Below are 18,271 nucleotides of genomic sequence, written 5' to 3'. Positions count from 1 at the left end.
GGAAGAGATCCGCCCGATAGTCATCCTGCCAGGGAGTTAAAACAGAAGCCGGGAAGACACCCTCAAGCTCGCTGTATCGATCGAAAATAAACCGAAGCTTTTGAGAACGTGTTTCTTCGGCGATATTCCCTTCACGATTGAAGCTCCGGTGGACGGTGGTCAGCTCCCCCTGTTTTGATCCTAAAATCAAGCGACGCATGGAGGACAAGCCTGCCGGCCTCATGAAGGTGGAGGCCTTGGCTAAAAGGAAATAAAGAGGAGTTTTTTGAAAATCCTTCCAAACTGATGATTCAAACAGGACTTCGAAAGCTTTTAAGGTTTCAGGGGTGCCGTCTTGGGAGAGATTTTTCTTAAAATCTCTCTCAATTAGGGTGTAACCTGATTTCACCAAATGATTTAAAAACGAAACTCCGGGGGTGCGCTTTAAATTTTTTTCCACAAAATTGAGGAATTTTTTCTGTAGGGCCCGGTGTGTCTTTGGATCGTGGGAGGCCATTTCGTGCCGGTATCTTTCCCACACAGTTCGCATGCCTTCGTGGGTCCATTCCGTTAAGAGAAAGCGATCCGGCACCCTCTGGACACGCTGGATCATGGTTTGGACCATGGGATGATCAGTCAATTGCAAGTCTTCCGCTGTTCGAAGGAAAAATTCCTCCATCTCGTTTTGTTCAGCAAAAATTAAATTCATGATTACATCCATAGAGAGATTGATCTCACCACGACGTAAATCTGCTAAGTGGTAAGGGTTGCTCGGATCCGAGAGACGCCGCTCAGCCGTTATAAAAAGTGGGTGATCTTTATCCAATCCAAAGTCTTTAAGCACCTGTAAGAGAAAAGCGCCGATTTTTTCAGGAGGAGGGTTCAAATAATCCAAAGCTAGGGTTTTCATTTCATCGATTTGTGTGGTTGTACTTAAAAGATCGAGAACCGTTAAAAAAGAAGCCAGGGCTTCGACCTCGGGGGTTGTCCCCGTTGCTTGTATGACCGCTAAGCAATCTTCATAATATTTTCTTTCTTTCCTATGAATTCCATTTTCCATCTTGAAAAGATTTTTCAGCGTTTGCCAACGTCGGCTGGAAACTCGCCATGAAGGATGATCCCCCACAGGACACAAATAATCCTGAAGAAAGTCTGGCACACCCAAGGTCATGAGCAAGCCACGCACGGTATCCCGAGTCACAAGGCCTCTGGATATTAAATCGGGGAGCCGTTGCGGCAAAGAAGGAAGGATCAGGCTTTCACCCACCAAGGCAAAGGGGAAGGCGCTCAAGGTGTCGAACATCCAAGTGGGCCCAAAGGGCGTGTTGCCAATAAAATAATTGCGAATCCAAAGACGCATCTTTTCTGGAACATGGGAAGGGATGATGTCAGATTCCGAATCCATGATTTTTATTTTTCCTAAATTCAGGACTCTGGAAGCATCGCTCAATTCGCCGGCAAACAAAAGCAATCCTCGAACAGCCAAGGGGTTTTGCCGCTGCCATTCAACGGAGGCGATCATTGTTTTAAGGGTGCCCAATCGTTCTTCGGCCTGTTCCCGGCTCACACTCGGTTTTTGATAATTAAAAGTACCCGGTGGATTCCATCCATACACCGAGGTTGATGGGGAAAATATCTTGTCCCAAAAAGGGTCCAAATTTAAAAGGCCATGGGCGGCCAACAAAGAATGATAACGATCAAGAAAAAATAAATTATTCTTTCCTTCAAACATACCTTTGGGTCTGGCTTCCCCTCCTGCGGGTTCCATCAGCCGGGCTTGGATCAATACCCCCCTGTCGATAAGGCCGGCGTCGATGAGAATGGGCAGGGCCTCCATGAAAAAATGCTCTGATCGTATGCGCGGCAGTATGTAAGCATTGCCGGACGCTAACGCTATTCTAAAAACATGCTTCCTTGTGAAAAAACCTTGGGCGATCAATTCGGGCAGGTGTTTTAAAAGAAGGGTCAGGGGTTCTTCCGTGCCTGTTTCCATGAGGGCGTAGTTATTCACACTGACGCTGCGGTTCAGATAATCTTCCACCCAGGCATCCACATCGGCGGGAGTGTAGACAAAGCCATCCAAGACAATTCTTTGGGAGGCTAAGGAAAACGGTGGCCTTTCAGCAAACCGCTCGGCCCATCTCAAACGGGCGAGATCATTATCATGCAGAATGGCCTTTGGCAAAGAGGGGATATCGTTGGCCAAAATGAATTTATCGCCTTCGGGAGAGAGTTCGGCTAAGCGGGCCAGTCCCGTTAAGGCCCTTTCTTCCGGTTCGATAAGAGGAAGCCCTTGATGGACAAGCAAAAGCGCCTGGCGTGCTCCTTGAAAGGTTTCCTCATTGAGAGTGAGTGCCGCACGATCCAAAAAAGCCTGGATGTTCTGCCATTGGGTGAGTGTTAAAGCCATGGGTTTTCTCGTGCCTTATTTTCGATGAAAAAGAGGAAAGGTTGCTAAGAACTTTAATACAAAAAACCGAAGAGGTAGAGGGGAATTCGACGTCCTGCGCCTATTTCCTGACCATCAATGGCAAAGAGCGTATGGGAGTCGTAAGAGGAGTCCTTTTTATTTTTGCCTCCGACTTCAAACAAGTGACTCTGAATGCAAAAATCGGCGCGCGGATGAAGAAATAAAGGATAATCCTGGAGCTGGTTGGCAAAGAAAGTTTCTCGAATACTTCCCACCTCCCCTGCTAATTTAAGAGAACCTGTAATGACATCGATTAAATTTGTGTTTTCCAGATAAACTTTCCCCGGCTTTCGCACCATCTTGGCCACTTTCCCTTTTTCCCTTACGGATCGGATCAAGCCTCCCTTTTCCAGGTAATCAAGAAAATGATAAACATATTCTTTTGAAAGATGAAGGTCCCGGCTCATGCCGTCAATATTGGGTGTGAAGGGCTGCGAGGCAGCCACCAACCAAAGCATTTTTTTCAAAACATTCACTTTTACGGGTGTAACCTGAAACAAGGCGGGGATATCTTCGGCAATGACTTTCTCTAAACTGGATAGCAATTTTGAGGTGTAGGTTTTTTCTCCTTCCAAAAAATAAGGGTAGTAACCTTTTTTAAGATAATCCTTAAAATATTTTAGGATCGGTATCCCTCGGGTGATCTCAGAAGCATAACGGGTATGTGATGCTATGATTTCTTTTAGCTGGTAAGGTTTGAAATCTTTTTTAAGGACCAAGGTTAAATATTCACGGAAAGAAAGTCCTTTTAAAGAGTAGGTGGCAACGCGTCTTGATAAATCGGCTGTGCCCTTTTCCAATGCGATCGAAGAGTTGCCGCTCATGAGTATCTGTTTGTCTTTGTAAGTGTCGATGATGTTTTTAATCTCCCTTGACCATGAAGGGTAAGTATGGACCTCATCGAGGATGAGCGCCTGCCCCCCGTATTTGAAATATTTCTGGGCAATATTAAATAATCCCGTTGATACCACCTGGATGTTGTCACAGGAGAGGTAAAGGCATTTTTGAACGTCAGCGTAATGTTCCTGGTAATACTGAAGAAGGAGGGTGGTTTTACCTACTCCCCGGGCCCCTAACACGCAAAGGGCGCGGGATTTCCAGTCGATGTGTGGAAACAGATAACGTTTAAAGGAAAGAGGTGCATTCTGGGTGCTATTTTTATGGATTTCGTAAAGGGAGTCGAGCATAAATAGTAGTTTGTAGTCTGCCTTTATTTTATAAATTAGTCAACTCTAGTTTGCTATAAAAACCTCCTATTTTTTCTTTTACATCACAAACGGAAGGATGAGCGAGGCGGCGATTCCGGCAAGGGCGATAATAAACATGAAAATGACCAGTTTTTTTTCTTTGCGGTATTGAAGGCTGTGTTGCTGGTGGGCGCTCATAATTTTAATCCTTCCAATAATGATTTTTTCATTATTTCGATAGGGGCTTTTTTGCCCGTCCATTTTTCAAAAGCCAGCGCACCCTGGTATAAAAGCATGCCCCAGCCGGGGTGGGTGGACAGCTTCAATTTTTTTGCCCTTTGAAGTAGGGGAGTTTCAGACGGATTGTAGACAATGTCTGAAACCATGGCCCGGGCCGGAAGTTTTGAAAGGGGCAGCTTGACCCATTTGGAACCTTTCATTCCCATCGATGTTGTATTCACCAACAAATCAGCAAATGACCAATAATTTTTGTCCATGTTTTCAAAAGACGCGGCGTTATAAGTGGTATGGGGGATTTTTTTGCTCATTTCAACAGCTAAATCGTGGGCTTTTTTGAGTGTACGGTTGATAATGAACACTTCCCTGGCTTTGGCCAATCCAAAAGCCACACACAAAGCCCTGGCGGCCCCGCCGGCCCCCAACAGGATGACCTGTTTTCCCTTGACGTCAAATCCGGCTTCTTTTTTAAGCGAAAGCAAATAGCCCATCCCATCGGTGTTGGAACCATAGAGTTTTTTGTTTTTAACAAGGATGGTATTTACCGCCCCTATAAGCCTTGCTTCCCGTGAAAGCGAATCCATGTAGGGAATGACCCCTTGTTTGTGGGGGATGGTGACATTAAGCCCGACAATATGTTTTTTTTTAAGATTTTTAAAAAAATCACCCAACTCATAATCTTTGACCAAAAAGGCCTCGTACAAATAAGGCAGTTTAAGACAGGCCAATCCCGCATTGTGCATGAGGGGGGAAAGCGAATGTGAAATGGGGTCTCCAATTACTCCCAAAATTTTAGAGGACGATTTTGACATTTTTTGTTTCCTTTAACGCCAGTTTTGCATGGGCGATATCTTTTTTAATTTGAGCGGCAAGTTCCCTGGCGTTTGAAAATCTTTTTTCATCCCTGAGTCTTTTGACAAAAAACAGGCGTATTTTATGTCCGTAAATCTTTTGATGAAAGTTTAAAATATGGGTTTCGATTTTGAGGTTTTGTTCCATTTCAAAAGTGGGATTGGTTCCTATGTTGGTAACACTTTCCAAACGCTTGTTTTTAATTTCGACCCATGTGGCATAAGTGCCCATTTTGGGTAAAAGTTCGTTTTCGGTTTTTAAATTTAGGGTGGGGAATCCCAGCTTATTTCCCCGGTGAGCCCCGGACACTACAATCCCATCAATAAAATAGGGGCGTTTAAGCCAGGAATTACAAACATCCACACGCCCTTCAAGGACAAATTTTCGTACCAAGCTTGAGCTGACCAGTGTGTTTCCTTCAAAACATGGTTTCATGATGAAAAGTTTTACATCATGGGCACGGCAGAACTCTTCGAGCCTTTCAATATTCCCTTCGCGGTTGGCTCCAAAAGTGAAATCGTATCCTACCATCAACGCCTTGGCTTTCAGAGTTCCCAGGATTATTTTGTGGAAAAAATCTTCGGCAGAATTCCGGGCAAATGGCTTTGAAAATTTTTCAAACACAACCGCATCCAGGTTTAAGTTTCGAAGCATTTCAATTTTCTGGTCAAGGGTGTTGATTAAGGAAGGCGCACTTTGAGGAGAAAGAACCTTAACCGGATGCGGATGAAAAGTGTAAAGAACGGAAGGAATTTTTCTTTTTTTGGCCTCGAGAATTAATTTTTTAAGGAGGGCCCGGTGCCCCTCATGCAACCCATCAAAATTACCCAAGGTAATGGCACTTCCGTGTTTGCAAAAGGTTTTGGCTTTTTGGGATGAAAAGAAGACGTGCACAGCACACACCTAGCGGAGAAACCTCCTAGCCACAAGAGTTTAATAAACGCCCTCGGAATAGGGGCTTAAACCCTTGGGATGATTGGTTTTGAGATAGTCGATATCTTTAATAAAATCGACGCGGCTGTAATAGCTGTCAACGAGCTTACCCGTATCCATGCGGATGGCATCGCAGGGGCAGGCTTCCACGCAATAACCGCAATAAATGCAGCGCAATAAATCGATCGTGAATTTTTGGGGATATTTTTCCTTTTCAGGGATGTCTCCTTCGGCGGCTTCAATATGGATGCAATGAGCCGGGCATACTGTGGCGCAGAGCATACAGGCGGTGCAACGGATGCTGTTGTCGGGGCGCAACATTAAGCGATGTTCCGAACGATGAACAGCGGGAATGACCTTTTTTTCTTCGGGATATTGGGTGGTCATCATTTTGCCGGGAGCTATTAAATTTTTCAGCAAATGCCGCATGGTAATGGCAAGACCTTTGAACACTTCGAAAATGTAGAGACTTTGAATAAGGGTGAGTTTTTTTCTTTTTAAGATGATGGTACCCATGAACGGCAAGGCTTATAGCGTGGAGGCCCCAAGAGATCAACCGAATTCTGGTTTGTTTCTTGCCCAAAAACATGATTTTTGTCACATAAATTTTCTCACAACTTTTTACCTGCAAAGCCGAAAGATAGAGTATGCGATTAACATCAGCCACAAATCGTTTATTTCAAAGGATGCCTGGATCTGGCTTGCCGCCATCTGTTGTGTGTACGCGCCGTTTTTCTCGGGCCCGTTTTCCTATGGGAACCCCTCGCCAAGCTCTGGAACAAGTGGCCCAAGGTCGAGCTCATGCTCATGCTTCTTCATTCTCTTTTAAAGCAAATGGGCTCAATCAGGAGGGTGGTTCCGGTGGGGTTCCCTTGGAGTTGCCTTATAGCCCCGCCCGTGAGGCGTTATGGGGTCAACCAGGCACGGTGTTTGAGGACTGGGGCCCCAGCCTTCGTCAGCCGGGAAGGGGGAATATCGATTCTGAGGATTTACCCCCACCGGGAGGAAGTGATGTAAAAAGAACCATGCCGCGGTTAAGCGATCATGCACGGGGCCATATTGCCGATCCAAATGGGCGCCCTTTTGGTCTCGATGCTGTTGTCTTGGATGCCACCGAAGGCATGGGGTTATTGTGGGTTTTGGCATGGGAAAATCTTCCGGCTTATGAACCTGGGGAAAGTTATTTGAATCGTTCCCTTGATCGGGTTTTTGAAACGGGGGGCAGTGTAGTCGAAATGTTTGAAAGATACGTCATGGCCTGGTCCCATTATGAGGATGTGAGGGATGAGTTGAAAGTTGTTAGCCGTGAGGATTATGATGCTTACCTTCTCTGGAAGGCGCAGCATGGATTTCCTGAAGTCGAGATGACTACGGCAGCAAGGGTATGGGATGAGCTGAACATCCGATGTTGTGATGAGGGGATCATCTTGGATATTGGGCCTTATGCCAACGACGAAACTTTTTTATATAATTATGGTGGGGGCATTGTTTTTTTTGAAAAATTGGTTCGATTTTTACCTCAAGGTACGTTGAAAGCCTTAGGGATTCAGGGGCTCAAATTATTTTCTCAAAAAACAGAATATGTAAAATACGGTGAGGTTGGTACTTGGAAATTACATGCCATGTTAATGAGAGGTTCCCCGGCATTTTTAGTTGGGAAATTTTTTGAAGAATTCAGCGATCTCCTTGCTCAAAGGTTTTTAGGAGAGTTCCCCGAGCCACCGCCTAATTGGGACCAGCCACAAAGCCCTCCCCCATTACCATTGGAACTGTGCTCCCAGGTTTCTAGAGCTTATGAAAGATTGGGGCAATCGGCATCGCCAAGAGATGTTTCGCTTGCCGAGGATGGTGATCCCCATGATGTTTTTTTCAGCAATTTAGCCAAGCAAAACATAACCAAGTATGGTTTTGAAAATTTCTTGAGAGAATTTATTTTCGGTTATGTGGTGGCGGGCCCCATCCTGCGTGCCGAAATGAGAAGCTCTCCACCCGATTCCTCCCAATTCAGGGCAGCCATGGAAATTTACGGAATAATACGCGATGAAATTTTTGGTGGAAAAGAATTTGATTATACCTTTTTTCCAGAGCATCCCCCCAACGCAATGGTTCCTTCACTCCCCGATCTTTTAGGCCAGCGCAGAGGAAGATAAAACTAGCTCGGCTGGTTAATTTCTGTAAGGGTTATTAATTTTACCTTGTTAATTTTCTCTCTATTTTTTAGCAACTTTTAAATGAGGATAGCGAAAATACAAAGCAATAAGGAATAATGATGGCGGGCCTTGCTTTAAGAACAAATTTTTTGCCTCGGGGATATCGGGCGAATGAAGAACCCCGTGGCTTGCCACGGGGTTCTTCATTCCGGCGAAAAAATATAAAATCACTGCCGATGATTTTGTATTTGCTGATGATGATCAGCGTACCCAATGGGCCGAACACTTTGTGCAATTGACGGGAAGAGATTTTAGAAGCGGGTTCAAATTTAATACGGTGGGTGGGGAATGGGCAGATCTTCTGGCCATTCAGGTTTCTGAGAATCCCGCGTGGAGTCAGCAGAGGCCCCCTTATTTATTTGGGTTGCAGGCCGACAATGTAGCCTCTGTTTTGTATGGACTTGAAAATGCAGCCTTGGTGGAAAGCTTGGTAGAGGGAACTTCTGCGGACAAGCTCCAATCTCTTGTCGAAATGCTTCGCATCATCAATGTAGCTTGGAGGGTCAATAATCCTTGGGGAGGGGTTAATTCCCCTCTTATCGGTCGTCCGTTTGCTTTAGCCGACGATGGAGGCATTGGTATCGATGATATTATGAGGGATGCGGTTACCCTTAAAGCGACGTTAGATTTGTTGGTGCAAGCCTGGCGACAAGGGGAATTTCCTCATCCCAATCCCATGTTGGCAGCCCTTTGCCACGCTTACGAAAATGGATTAGCCGAAGTTTTGGAAATGATGTTGGATAAAGAGACTCTTACCGAGGCTGTACGCTGGAATACACAAATTTATCGAGATCCGCTGTCAGCCCTCCATCCTTTAAGTCCCATTATTAAGAGCATTTTAAAACATCTCAAATCCCTGTCCCCTGAACAACAAGCAGAAGGTTTGAACCATTTAATGACAGCGATAGCTCATCTTAAAATACCACCTTGGTCCTACGATGAAGTGAAAAACCTTAGGGGATTTTCAAGGACTCTAGCTGACATACGTTCAGCCAAAAAAGATCTCAATGATGGGGTTACATTGACGGATCTAGAAGTATTTTTTAATGAACTCACCTACGATATCGACTGTAATCAAATCCCAGACATAATGGACACCTTGGATGCAAGTAGTGCCGGGATTGTGGGATAAGGATTAGGCATTGTTACTCTTTGGCCATCTCCACCATCCATTTCTCGGACGCTTGTTCTCTTTTTTAGACGGTTATGCATCTCAAGAACTTGTAAACTTGAGGTCGCATTTTGCGACCTCAAGTCTAAGCCATGAAGAGCGCCTTGACAGCGATTGCAGGATTCTGGGATTTCTTTTCCAAACAATTCATTCAGAGGAAAAATATCGAAATAAAAAAGTGTCGAATTAACTCGACACTTTTTAATTATTCATATAACCTGTTGATATGTTAGATGAAATATCAATAGAACAAGTCTTAAATGACTGGAATTATTGGCAAAAAGATCCTGCTCCCAGCATTGAAAGACAAGTTCTCCAAGGGCCCATTACATTAGCTCCTGATTTGGTTCTCGTTGTTCAAGGGATACGTCGTTGTGGCAAATCAACTTTGCTTGCACAGATCATGCAAAAACTAAAACTCGATCCGCAGGATTGTACCTTTGTCAATTTTGAAGATCCGCGATTGAGTGATAATTTAAATTCTTCCCTCTTAGATCAGATTGTTTCTTTTTCTCGCAAAAGAAACCATAGTCGGGCTCATACTTTTTTTTTCGATGAAATCCAGAATGTCGAGCAATGGCAAAAATGGTTCCATGTTCGTCTGGAGCATCCAGGAAAAGATTGTTTTATCATCACAGGTTCGAACGCCGCTCTACTTTCCGGAGAACTTTCCACCGTTTTAACGGGCCGACACATTACGATTGAACTTTTCCCGTTTGATTTTTTTGAGTGCCAAAAAGCAGGTAAAGGGAATTCATTATCCGATTATTTTATCTCGGGCGGATTTCCTCGTGTATTGACGTTTCCTGAACCCGCCAAGCTTCTTCGTGAGTATTTTGCAGATATCATTGAACGGGATGTGCGTCGGCATGTGGCAGTTCGATCGACGCTTGTACTTACACAATTAGTCAAGGCTGTTTTTGAGAGTGCGGGGTCGGAAGTGTCCCATAGAAATCTGGCTAAAATGTTGGGGGTCACTGCCGATACAATCAAAACCTATCTCGATGCCTGTGAATCGGCCTATATCTTGCTTTCTTGTCCCTATTTTACTTTTTCTGAACGGCAGAGAGCTGTAAGGAATAAAAAATATTACCCCATTGATTTGGGCCTTCGCAAAGCTGTGATCACACAGACGGGGGCGGATAAGGGCAAGGAACTTGAAACGGTTGTGTTTCATCATTTGCGTAAAAAGTATGGGCAAGTTTTTTATTGGCGTCAAAAAGGAGAGGTTGATTTTGTGGTGCATGAGGGACAAGTGATACAACCTTATCAGGTAAGCTGGGATGGAATGAAGGAAAGGCACGAAAAGGCCCTGAAGGAATTTTATGAAGTTTACCCAAAGGCCAATCCCGCCATACAAATTATGCAATCCAATGTAGTTGATTTTTTAAAACCTTGAACAAACTTTACTTTCCCGCCATCTCCACCATCCGTTCCAGCGGGATCAAGGCCTTGGCGGCGATTGCAGGGTCTATCTTCATTTCCGGGGTTTCTTTTTCCAGGCAATCCACCAATTTTTCCAGGGTGTTCAGTTTCATGTGCGGACAGTTGTTGCAGGCGCAGCCTTCCAAATCGGGACCCAGGATGAATTCCTTGGCAGGGCTTTGTTTTTTCATTTGATGAAGAATGCCGGTTTCCGTCATGACAATAAATGTTTGGGTCGGTGAATTTTTTGTATGTTCCAACAATTGGGAAGTCGATCCGATAAAATCGGCCTGGGCCAAAATGGCTTCTTCACATTCGGGGTGAGCGATGATTTCAGCCTCTGGATGTTTCATTTTTAACCGGATCATTTCCTTTACGGAAAAGGACATGTGCACAAAACAGCTGCCCGGGAAAAGGGCAAGAGGTCGCCCCAGTTTTTTGCTGATGTATTTTCCCAAATGTTGATCGGGGCCAAAGACAATTTCCTTATTTTTTGGCACTTTTTGGGCAATGGTAACAGCGTTCGATGAAGTGCAAATGACATCACTCATGGCCTTGATTTCAAGGCTTGAGTTTACATAAGTCATGACAAAAGCGCCGGGATGTTTCTTTAAGAAATAGGAAAATATTTCGGGGGTGCATGAATCGGCCAGGGAACAACCGGCATTCATGTCTGGTAAAAGGATTTTTTTTTCGGGGTTCATCACCTTCAGGGTTTCGGCCATGAAACGAACTCCAGCCACCACGGCAATGGAGGCCTTGGTTTTGCGCGCATAAAGAGCCATGCCATAGCTGTCGCCCACATAGTCAGCCACATCCTGAATCTCGGGTTCTTGATAATAATGGGCAATGATGATGGCGTTTTTTTCTTTTTTTAATTGTTCAAGACGGTTGGTCATTTTTTCAACAACAATAACGAGACCCCCCCTGCTTCATATAAAATCCAGAGGGGAATGGCCAGCAGGCACTGGGAAATCATGTCAGGCCCGGGGGTCAGAATGGCCGCAACAAAAAAGAGCAGCACAATGACATAGCGCCGGTATTGTTTGATTCGGTCGTAAGTAAGAAGCCCCAGCTTGCCCAACAGAAAAATGAGCAAGGGCAGTTCAAAGCAAAATCCAAAAGCCAAAAGCAGGGTCGTGGCGGTACTTAAATAATCGCTCATGCGGGGCATCAAGTGAATGCCCGTGTCTGCCAGAATGGCGTTGATGTAATAAAACCCCGCAGGAAAAACGACAAAATAACCAAAAAGAGCTCCCCCTATAAATAACAAGCCCGAAAGCAGTGTGAAGGGAATCAGGGTTTTCTTTTCGCCTCCATGAAGGCCTGGTGAAACAAATTGCCAAAACTGATAAAAAATAAACGGACTCGCCATGAAGAAACCGGCCAGCAGGCTTACCTTGAGATAAGTGGTGTAAGACTCAAAAGGGGTTGTGGCAATAAATGATGTGTTGGGGGGAAGCACTTTAAGCATGGGTTGTTGCAAAAAGAAAAAAATCTGTTTGCAAAAGACAAGACCGATGACGGCTCCCACAGCCAAAAAGACAAGGATTTTTAGGATGCGGTTTCTTAATTCACTTAAATGATCAATAATCTGCATGCTTTGGGTCATGGTTTTTGGGGGTCCTTTGGTTCGGAAGGACTCATGTCCGTTGTGGAGGGAAGTTTGGGTAAATGTTTTTTAACATCCATTTCGAGTTCTTTTTGAACGCCTGACAAGCCCCTGCGTATTTCAGCAATAAATCGCCCCAGGGCCGTTGCAAATTGGGGAATGTTTTCGGGTTTAATGACCAACAGGGCAATAAGACCCACCAAAAAAAGTTCTGCGCCACCTATATTGAACATAGTGTTTTTGAAATAAGCCAACAGTATTTTTTGTCAAGTCCCCTTAAAAAAGCTTTTCATTTAAAAAAGGCTGAGTATGTTTAACAACACCATGAGCAAGGACTTTTATAAAATTCTTGAAGTAAGTCGCAGTGCCTCTGAAGAGGAGATTCGCAAAGCCTTTAAAAAACTGGCCCGCAAGTACCACCCCGACATGAATCCGGGAGACAAAAAGGCCGAGGAAAAGTTTAAGGGGATCTCTGAAGCTTATGATGTCTTATCCAACCCTGAAAAAAGAAAAAAATATGACACCTTTGGGAATGCTGATTTTGAAGGCTTTCCGGGGGGAGGGGGGCCATCTTATTCGTATAATCCCTTTGGTGGTGGGGGGGGTGGTTTTCGTTCTACAGGGAATATCAACCCCGAAGATTTGGGGGATATTTTTGGAGATTTATTTACCGGTTTTACAGGCCGCGCACAGCAAGGGCAGGGGCGTGGACGCAGACAGCGAAGGCCTGCCGGGTTTGACTTTGGGGGGGCAGCCACTGGGGAAACCAGGGGAAAGGATTTAACCTTTTCGCTCGATCTTGATTTTTTGGAGGCTATTCACGGTTGCGAAAAACAGATGCGGCTCCCCAATGGAGTGATGTTCAAGGTTAAAATCCCCCCAGGGGTGACCTCTGAATCCAAAATACGTTTGGCGGGGCAGGGGGAGCCTGGCTACAACGGCGGGTCGGGGGGTGATTTGTATATTCATCCCCATATTCGGTCCCATCCCATTTTTAAACGGGAAGGGGATAATATCGAAGTTGAATTGCCCATCACCATTATGGAAGCTCTGGAAGGGGCCAAAGTCAAGGTGCCCACGGTGGATGGGCCGGTGGAACTTAAAATCCCTGCGGAATCGCAGTCAGGTCAAAAATTACGCTTGAAAGGAAAGGGAGTTTCAAACCCCAAAGAAAAAACACGGGGGGATCAATATATTGTTTTGCAGGTAAAGGTTCCGGAAGGGCTTTCGGGGGCTCAAATTGCCGAATTGAAGAAAATTCTTTCCGGAAAAGAGGGAAATCCCAGGGGAAAAATGAATTTATAAGAGGCTTTAAAGATGCCCCCAATCAAGCTACAATAGTTTTTAATGAACATTGCAAAAACGGCCATTTATTCCAACAAGGCCAAACAAAAAATAGCCCGGGATATGCTGGAGAGGTACACCGGAACGCGCATCCGTGATTTTCGCAAACAAATCATTCTCACCAATTTTGATTATTACCTCCAACAATTTCGTAAACTCGGGGGAGGGAGTAGCCAATTTGGATCGGTAATGCGAGTTTCTCATAGCAAAAAATTGGATGTTTCGATGGTTGACTTTAAAATGGGTTCTCCCTCCGCCGCTTTAATCATTGAACTTTTAAGTGTCACCACCCCCAAGGCGGTCTTGTTTTTGGGGATGTGTGGGGGGCTGCATCATTCTCTTCATGTAGGGGATTTTGTCTTGCCCATGGCCGCTGTGCGCGATGAAGGGGTAACCAAGCATTTTTTACCTCCCCAAGTGCCCTCGCTTCCCACATTCAAGATCCAAAAATTTGTAAGCCAGATTTTGGTTGAAAGGAATTTTGATTACCGTACGGGAGTCATTCACACCACCGACTACCGGTTTTGGGAGTTTGATGACGATTTCAAGAAAGACCTTTATGCAGAAAGGGTGATCGGCATTGACATGGAATGCGCCACCCTTTTCACCGGTGGTTTTGCCAGCAAGGTTCCCATTGGGGCCCTGCTTTTGGTTTCCGATCTGCCCTTGAAACGCAAAGGAATCAAAACGAAAAAATCAGCTTCGCGCGTTTTCAAAAAATTTACCGATATTCATCTTGAAATCGGCATCCGTTCCATGAGCGAAATTGCCGAGCGTGGGGAGCATATCAGACATTATCGGTGGTAGGTTTTATCTTTCATGTTCTTATCACACAATCCTTTACTTATTTCTTGACCCTACAAATTGAATATTCTTGACTATTGTTCTTTAATTTCTTAACGGGCAAAACTTGCCCATGAAAATTTTTTTAAAAGTTTTTCTCTTCACCTTGGTTTCTCTCTCTTTCTTCTTATCAAATGGTTTTGCCCAGGTTTGTCCTGCCAATGTCGGGGATGTTACAGGAACAGTCACAAATTCCCAAAGTGGTGTACGTGTTGCAAATGCTACGGTGAGTTTTGGTCTCTTTTGTGCTTACAATGGAAATAATCGTGCGGTTACAGATGTAAATGGAAATTATACGATTCGGGGTCTTCCGGAGGGTTGGTATGATGTAGAGATTACAGCCGCAGGTTATCAAAGGGTGGTTGTTCGTACTCAAGTCCTTTGGTGGCAATCGAATCTCCGCAACTTCTCAATCGTACCTAATCTTAACGCCGCTGCTTTTGTAAACGAAAGTCACCAAGATGGCACTGACCTTGCCCCCAACACCAATTTTGATAAACGTTGGACGATTCGAAATTCGGGAACAACCGTTTGGAACAACACCTATTGTCTGCGTTATTCAAGTGATAATGTGGCAGGTGGATTTTTAAGCCGAAGTCAAAACAATGTTTGTGTGGCAGGAACAGTAAATCCTGGTTCAAATTATAATTTTATCGTCCCCATGCGTTCTCCTGCTCAACTTGGAAATGGTTACCGCGAAGACTGGCGACTTGCAAATGGTGCGGGCAATACGATCCAGGTAAGTGGTTCCAACACAGTCTGGGCTTTGATCGACGTTGTGGGCCAGCCCAACCTAACTTCTTATACTCCCCCAGATTGGGATTTCCCGATTGTTCCTTCAAATGTACAAGGAACAACACGAGTGGGGAACCTTTCGGCCTGTAATCCCACCTATATCGACTGGGCTGTTATTAATAATGGGAATGTCGATATTGCGGCCCAATTTCATACACGTCTTTATCTTGACGGGCAAATTCTCAATACCTGGAGTACAAATGGGCTCAGTCAGAATTTCTACACCTGGGTCCGGGATTACCAAACCAATGTTAGCGCAGGTCAGCACACTTTAAGAATTGTGACTGATATTAATAGTGTCATTGGAGAGAGTCAGGAAAACGACAATTCTTACGAGCGAACCTTCAACTGGCAGGCTTGCGCACGGGCACCCACGATTAGCAGAAACAGCCCTGCCGATGGAGCTCATACTCAAGTTTCGCCCATCCGTGTGGAAGGCTCATGCAACGATGTCGATGCCAATTTAAGTTCTGTTACTGTTGAAAATCAGACGACGGGGGGCAGTTCCACCAACAATATTGCCGGAGCTTCTGCGAATTTCTCGTTTAACATGGCATTGACCCGCGGACAAAATTCACTTCGTGCCATTTGCCGTGATGCCGGGGGGTTGTCGGCATCATCAAGTTTCACGGTCTTTTACGATATTTGTGCGGATGGTTCGGCCTATGATGGTGTGGGGGATCAATGTAATCATAATGATTGTTCCGACTTTACCCTTCGTGATGCCGTGGGTGCCCCATGCAACCATAATGACTGTGCCGATTTCTCCGCGCGTGATGCGGTGGGGGATGCTTGCGATCATGATGAAGACAATGACGGTATTAGCGATGGAGCTGATGGCTGTCCCTTCTATCCCAATGACAATGTCGGCGACCCCTGTGACCCAGGCGATAATAACCCGCCCGATCTTTCTTTTAGTGGGGTAGCGGTAAACGTAACTCTTCTTCAGGGCGAGGTGGACCAGACGCGTCAATTTACGGTTCGTAATCAGGGGCGGTCTGATCTCATTTATTCCTTTAATACCAATAACGGGGCTTCGTGGATTCGTTTGTTGAAAAACGGAGGATCCACCAATGCCATGTCCAGCCAACACCGGTTGGTTCCCAATGCCACCGATCGATTCACCGTAAGCCTGGATGCGAATTCTTTGGCTCCCAACAGCTACAACACAGTTCTCTTATTAGCTTCAAATGATTTGACCAACGGAAATGCCTCGGTGAATGTGGCTTTGAACGTATCACAAGTTCCCTATTGCACAAATGCCTGTTTTTCACCTCCGGCACAAAATTTAGGAACCAATACCCCACAGCAGGCTGCCATTGCCGAACCTGTCAATACGGCAACGGGGAATTATTTCCTTACCAAAACCGATATTGCTCTTGCAGGCCGAAAATTGGGGCTTTCGTTTGCCAGAACTTACAGCAGCCAGGATGGTTATCTGGGTCCCCTGGGATATGGATGGACCCATACCTATAATACTTTCCTGGTTTCCCTGGCGGATGGTTCGGCGCAAATCAAGTTTTCAGATGGCCATTACGAAACCTATACAAACCAGAATGGAAACTTTATTTCTTCTCCGGGAATTTTTTCAAACTTGAGTCGACAGGAAAATGATTATCTTCTTTTGACAAAATCAAAAATTATTTTCCGGTTTTCATCAAACGGGCATCTAATTTCGATGAATGATCGGCAGGGAAATCAAATTACCCTGAATTATGATGCCAGCGATCGTCTGATTTCGGCGACTGATTCGGTGGGGAGAATTCTTACCTTTGCCTATGCGGCGGCAGACTCCTACCGGATTTCTTCGGTGACCGATCCTTTGGGGAGGGGGATTCGTTTTGACTACGATGCCAATAATCATCTTGTCCGCAGTACCGATGCCATGGGGCAGGCCACTCAATACCAATACACTCCCGAGCACTTCATGACCCAAATAACCGATCCGCGAGGAAATGCCCTTGTTCGAAATACCTATGATGCCAACGGGCGTGTCGTGAACCAAACCGATGCTTTGGGGAATGTTTATCAGTTTGCTTATGAAGTGGGACAGGTTGGGCATGTCACCATTACCAACTCCATGGGGCTGGTGATTCACCATGTTTATGACAATTCTTTAAGGATAGTTGAAAATCGGGATGCCTTGGGGTCAAGCATTTTTTACGGCTACAACCAGAACAATTTACGCACCGAAGTTACCGATCGTAATGATAATACCCTGCAGGCCCAATACGACAATCGGGGGAATCTGGTTTCCATGATTGATCCATTGGGCTCTATTACAGAATTTGACTACGACCCATTCACAGATGATCCGATTCATCTGGTTTTGCCCAATGGCCATGAGCGTGATTTTGAATATGATGCCGAAGGCAACCTCACAGCTCTTTTGGAAACGGTGGATGGGGCTCCCCGAGAAACCCGTTACCGTTATAATGAATGGGGACAGGTGACTCAGGTGGCAAACACTTTGGGGAATACCAGTACTTTTGCCTACGATCCAAACAGTTTTGATTTGGTTTCTGCAAACGATGCAGGAGGGGGGCTGAGCACTTTCACCTATGATGCCATAGGACGACTGCAAACCTTGACTGATCCATTGGATAGAACAATTGATCTTGATTACAATGCAAACGACCAACTAACCCGTGTTACCGACCCTGCTGGCAATCAAGTTTGGTATGCCTATGATGCCAATGGAAACCGGACAACTGTTACAGATCAAAATGGAAATGCAACCTTATACACTTATAACAATAACGACTTCGTCACCTCCATCCAGGATGCCTTGGGAGGTCAAACCAGTTATGTTTATGATTCTTTAAATAGAATCAGTCGAAAAACAGATCCCCAAAACCGCAGTTTTAACTTTACTTATGATGCAAGGGGCTATTTACAAACAATCACTTCCCCTTTGGGACAGATGTTGCGCTACCAATCAGACCCCGAAGGGAACACGGTGGGCTTTACCGATGCGGCCGGGCAAACCTATCAGATGACTTACGATGCACTGGGCAGGCTTTTGCAACAAACGGATCCTTTGGGGAATGCCACGAGATTTGAATATGACCCGCAACAAGGAACATTAACCCAAGTGACAGACGCTTTGGGGCAGAATACCCGTTACTCCCATGATGAAATAGGCCGTTTGATACGAATGACGGATGTTCTGGGCCAAAACACAAATTATACCTACGATGCTGTGGGAAATTT

The 18,271-nt window shown here is 45.2% G+C and carries 13 protein-coding genes and 2 pseudogenes (1 of these 15 cut by a window edge); 7 read left to right on the top strand and 8 right to left on the bottom strand.

Translation table 11 applies throughout. The annotated features are described in order from the left end of the window. From A2048_00210 to A2048_00190, 5 genes and pseudogenes are all read right to left on the bottom strand, one after another. Positions 1-2,389 (bottom strand): annotated as a pseudogene (locus A2048_00210) (hypothetical protein) (it extends 92 nt beyond the left edge of the window). 53 nt (positions 2,390-2,442) lie between these two features. Next, positions 2,443-3,636: a hypothetical protein gene (locus A2048_00205; GenBank protein OGP09593.1), complete on the bottom strand. Its 1,194-nt coding sequence runs from the start codon at positions 3,634-3,636 to the stop codon at positions 2,443-2,445. Positions 3,637-3,830: 194 nt separating this feature from the next. Then, positions 3,831-4,685 (bottom strand): shikimate dehydrogenase, encoded by an 855-nt coding sequence (locus A2048_00200; GenBank protein OGP09592.1) that lies wholly within the window; start codon positions 4,683-4,685, stop codon positions 3,831-3,833. Further along, positions 4,666-5,619 carry a riboflavin biosynthesis protein RibF gene (locus A2048_00195; protein ID OGP09591.1) on the bottom strand — a complete coding sequence of 318 codons (954 nt, stop codon included), beginning with the start codon at positions 5,617-5,619 and terminating at the stop codon, positions 4,666-4,668. The genes A2048_00200 and A2048_00195 overlap by 20 nt, the downstream gene beginning before the upstream one ends. A gap of 39 nt (positions 5,620-5,658) precedes the next feature. Continuing rightward, entirely contained in the window at positions 5,659-6,174 is a 516-nt protein-coding gene (locus A2048_00190) for a hypothetical protein (GenBank protein ID OGP09590.1), read from the bottom strand. A 131-nt stretch (positions 6,175-6,305) separates the two neighbouring features. On the opposite strand from A2048_00190, the gene A2048_00185 reads away from it, so the two are divergent. The 4 genes from A2048_00185 to A2048_00170 all read left to right on the top strand — a co-directional run bounded on the left by A2048_00185 (position 6,306) and on the right by A2048_00170 (position 10,438). Next, positions 6,306-7,808 carry a hypothetical protein gene (locus A2048_00185; GenBank protein OGP09589.1) on the top strand — a complete coding sequence of 501 codons (1,503 nt, stop codon included), beginning with the start codon at positions 6,306-6,308 and terminating at the stop codon, positions 7,806-7,808. 119 nt (positions 7,809-7,927) lie between these two features. Further along, the gene (locus A2048_00180; protein ID OGP09588.1) at positions 7,928-8,107 is read left to right on the top strand and encodes a hypothetical protein; all 180 of its coding nucleotides are present in this window, start codon (positions 7,928-7,930) and stop codon (positions 8,105-8,107) included. Further along, positions 8,098-9,000 carry a hypothetical protein gene (locus A2048_00175; protein OGP09587.1) on the top strand — a complete coding sequence of 301 codons (903 nt, stop codon included), beginning with the start codon at positions 8,098-8,100 and terminating at the stop codon, positions 8,998-9,000. Before A2048_00180 ends, A2048_00175 begins: the two co-directional genes overlap by 10 nt. A gap of 265 nt (positions 9,001-9,265) precedes the next feature. Continuing rightward, positions 9,266-10,438: a hypothetical protein gene (locus tag A2048_00170; protein OGP09586.1), complete on the top strand. Its 1,173-nt coding sequence runs from the start codon at positions 9,266-9,268 to the stop codon at positions 10,436-10,438. Between the two features lie 7 nt (positions 10,439-10,445). On the opposite strand, the gene A2048_00165 is transcribed toward A2048_00170, so the two are convergent. The 3 genes from A2048_00165 to A2048_00155 are packed head-to-tail and all read right to left on the bottom strand — an operon-like array spanning position 10,446 to position 12,309. After that, on the bottom strand, positions 10,446-11,363 hold the full coding sequence (locus A2048_00165; protein OGP09585.1) for a quinolinate synthase: 918 nt from the start codon (positions 11,361-11,363) through the stop codon (positions 10,446-10,448). After that, a complete protein-coding gene (locus tag A2048_00160) occupies positions 11,360-12,064 on the bottom strand; it encodes a twin arginine-targeting protein translocase TatC (protein OGP09598.1) in 705 nt (234 codons plus the stop codon). The genes A2048_00165 and A2048_00160 overlap by 4 nt, the downstream gene beginning before the upstream one ends. A gap of 8 nt (positions 12,065-12,072) precedes the next feature. Continuing rightward, positions 12,073-12,309: a hypothetical protein gene (locus tag A2048_00155; GenBank protein OGP09584.1), complete on the bottom strand. Its 237-nt coding sequence runs from the start codon at positions 12,307-12,309 to the stop codon at positions 12,073-12,075. Between the two features lie 91 nt (positions 12,310-12,400). On the opposite strand from A2048_00155, the gene A2048_00150 reads away from it, so the two are divergent. From A2048_00150 to A2048_00140, 3 genes and pseudogenes are all read left to right on the top strand, one after another. Then, positions 12,401-13,381, top strand: a complete 981-nt coding sequence (locus A2048_00150) for a hypothetical protein (protein ID OGP09597.1) — start codon at positions 12,401-12,403, stop codon at positions 13,379-13,381. Between the two features lie 42 nt (positions 13,382-13,423). Continuing rightward, positions 13,424-14,227, top strand: a complete 804-nt coding sequence (locus A2048_00145) for a hypothetical protein (GenBank protein OGP09583.1) — start codon at positions 13,424-13,426, stop codon at positions 14,225-14,227. 109 nt (positions 14,228-14,336) lie between these two features. Further along, positions 14,337-18,271, top strand: a pseudogene (locus A2048_00140) (hypothetical protein).

This window comes from Deltaproteobacteria bacterium GWA2_45_12 (assembly GCA_001797365.1).
Taxonomy (GTDB): domain Bacteria; phylum UBA10199; class UBA10199; order UBA10199; family UBA10199; genus UBA10199.
The sequence above is the reverse complement of the archived record's forward strand: the minus strand, read 5'-3'. Positions and strand labels throughout refer to the sequence as shown.

Excerpts from the sequence above, each read along its gene's own strand:
- A2048_00205 (OGP09593.1), bottom strand. The coding sequence starts at position 3,636 with ATGCTCGACTCCCTTTACGAAATCCATAAAAATAGCACCCAGAATGCA.
- A2048_00200 (OGP09592.1), bottom strand. The coding sequence starts at position 4,685 with ATGTCAAAATCGTCCTCTAAAATTTTGGGAGTAATTGGAGACCCCATT.
- A2048_00190 (OGP09590.1), bottom strand. The coding sequence starts at position 6,174 with ATGGGTACCATCATCTTAAAAAGAAAAAAACTCACCCTTATTCAAAGT.
- A2048_00185 (OGP09589.1), top strand. The coding sequence starts at position 6,306 with ATGCGATTAACATCAGCCACAAATCGTTTATTTCAAAGGATGCCTGGA.
- A2048_00180 (OGP09588.1), top strand. The coding sequence starts at position 7,928 with ATGGCGGGCCTTGCTTTAAGAACAAATTTTTTGCCTCGGGGATATCGG.
- A2048_00170 (OGP09586.1), top strand. The coding sequence starts at position 9,266 with ATGTTAGATGAAATATCAATAGAACAAGTCTTAAATGACTGGAATTAT.
- A2048_00165 (OGP09585.1), bottom strand. The coding sequence starts at position 11,363 with ATGACCAACCGTCTTGAACAATTAAAAAAAGAAAAAAACGCCATCATC.
- A2048_00160 (OGP09598.1), bottom strand. The coding sequence starts at position 12,064 with ATGCAGATTATTGATCATTTAAGTGAATTAAGAAACCGCATCCTAAAA.
- A2048_00155 (OGP09584.1), bottom strand. The coding sequence starts at position 12,309 with ATGTTCAATATAGGTGGCGCAGAACTTTTTTTGGTGGGTCTTATTGCC.
- A2048_00150 (OGP09597.1), top strand. The coding sequence starts at position 12,401 with ATGAGCAAGGACTTTTATAAAATTCTTGAAGTAAGTCGCAGTGCCTCT.
- A2048_00145 (OGP09583.1), top strand. The coding sequence starts at position 13,424 with ATGAACATTGCAAAAACGGCCATTTATTCCAACAAGGCCAAACAAAAA.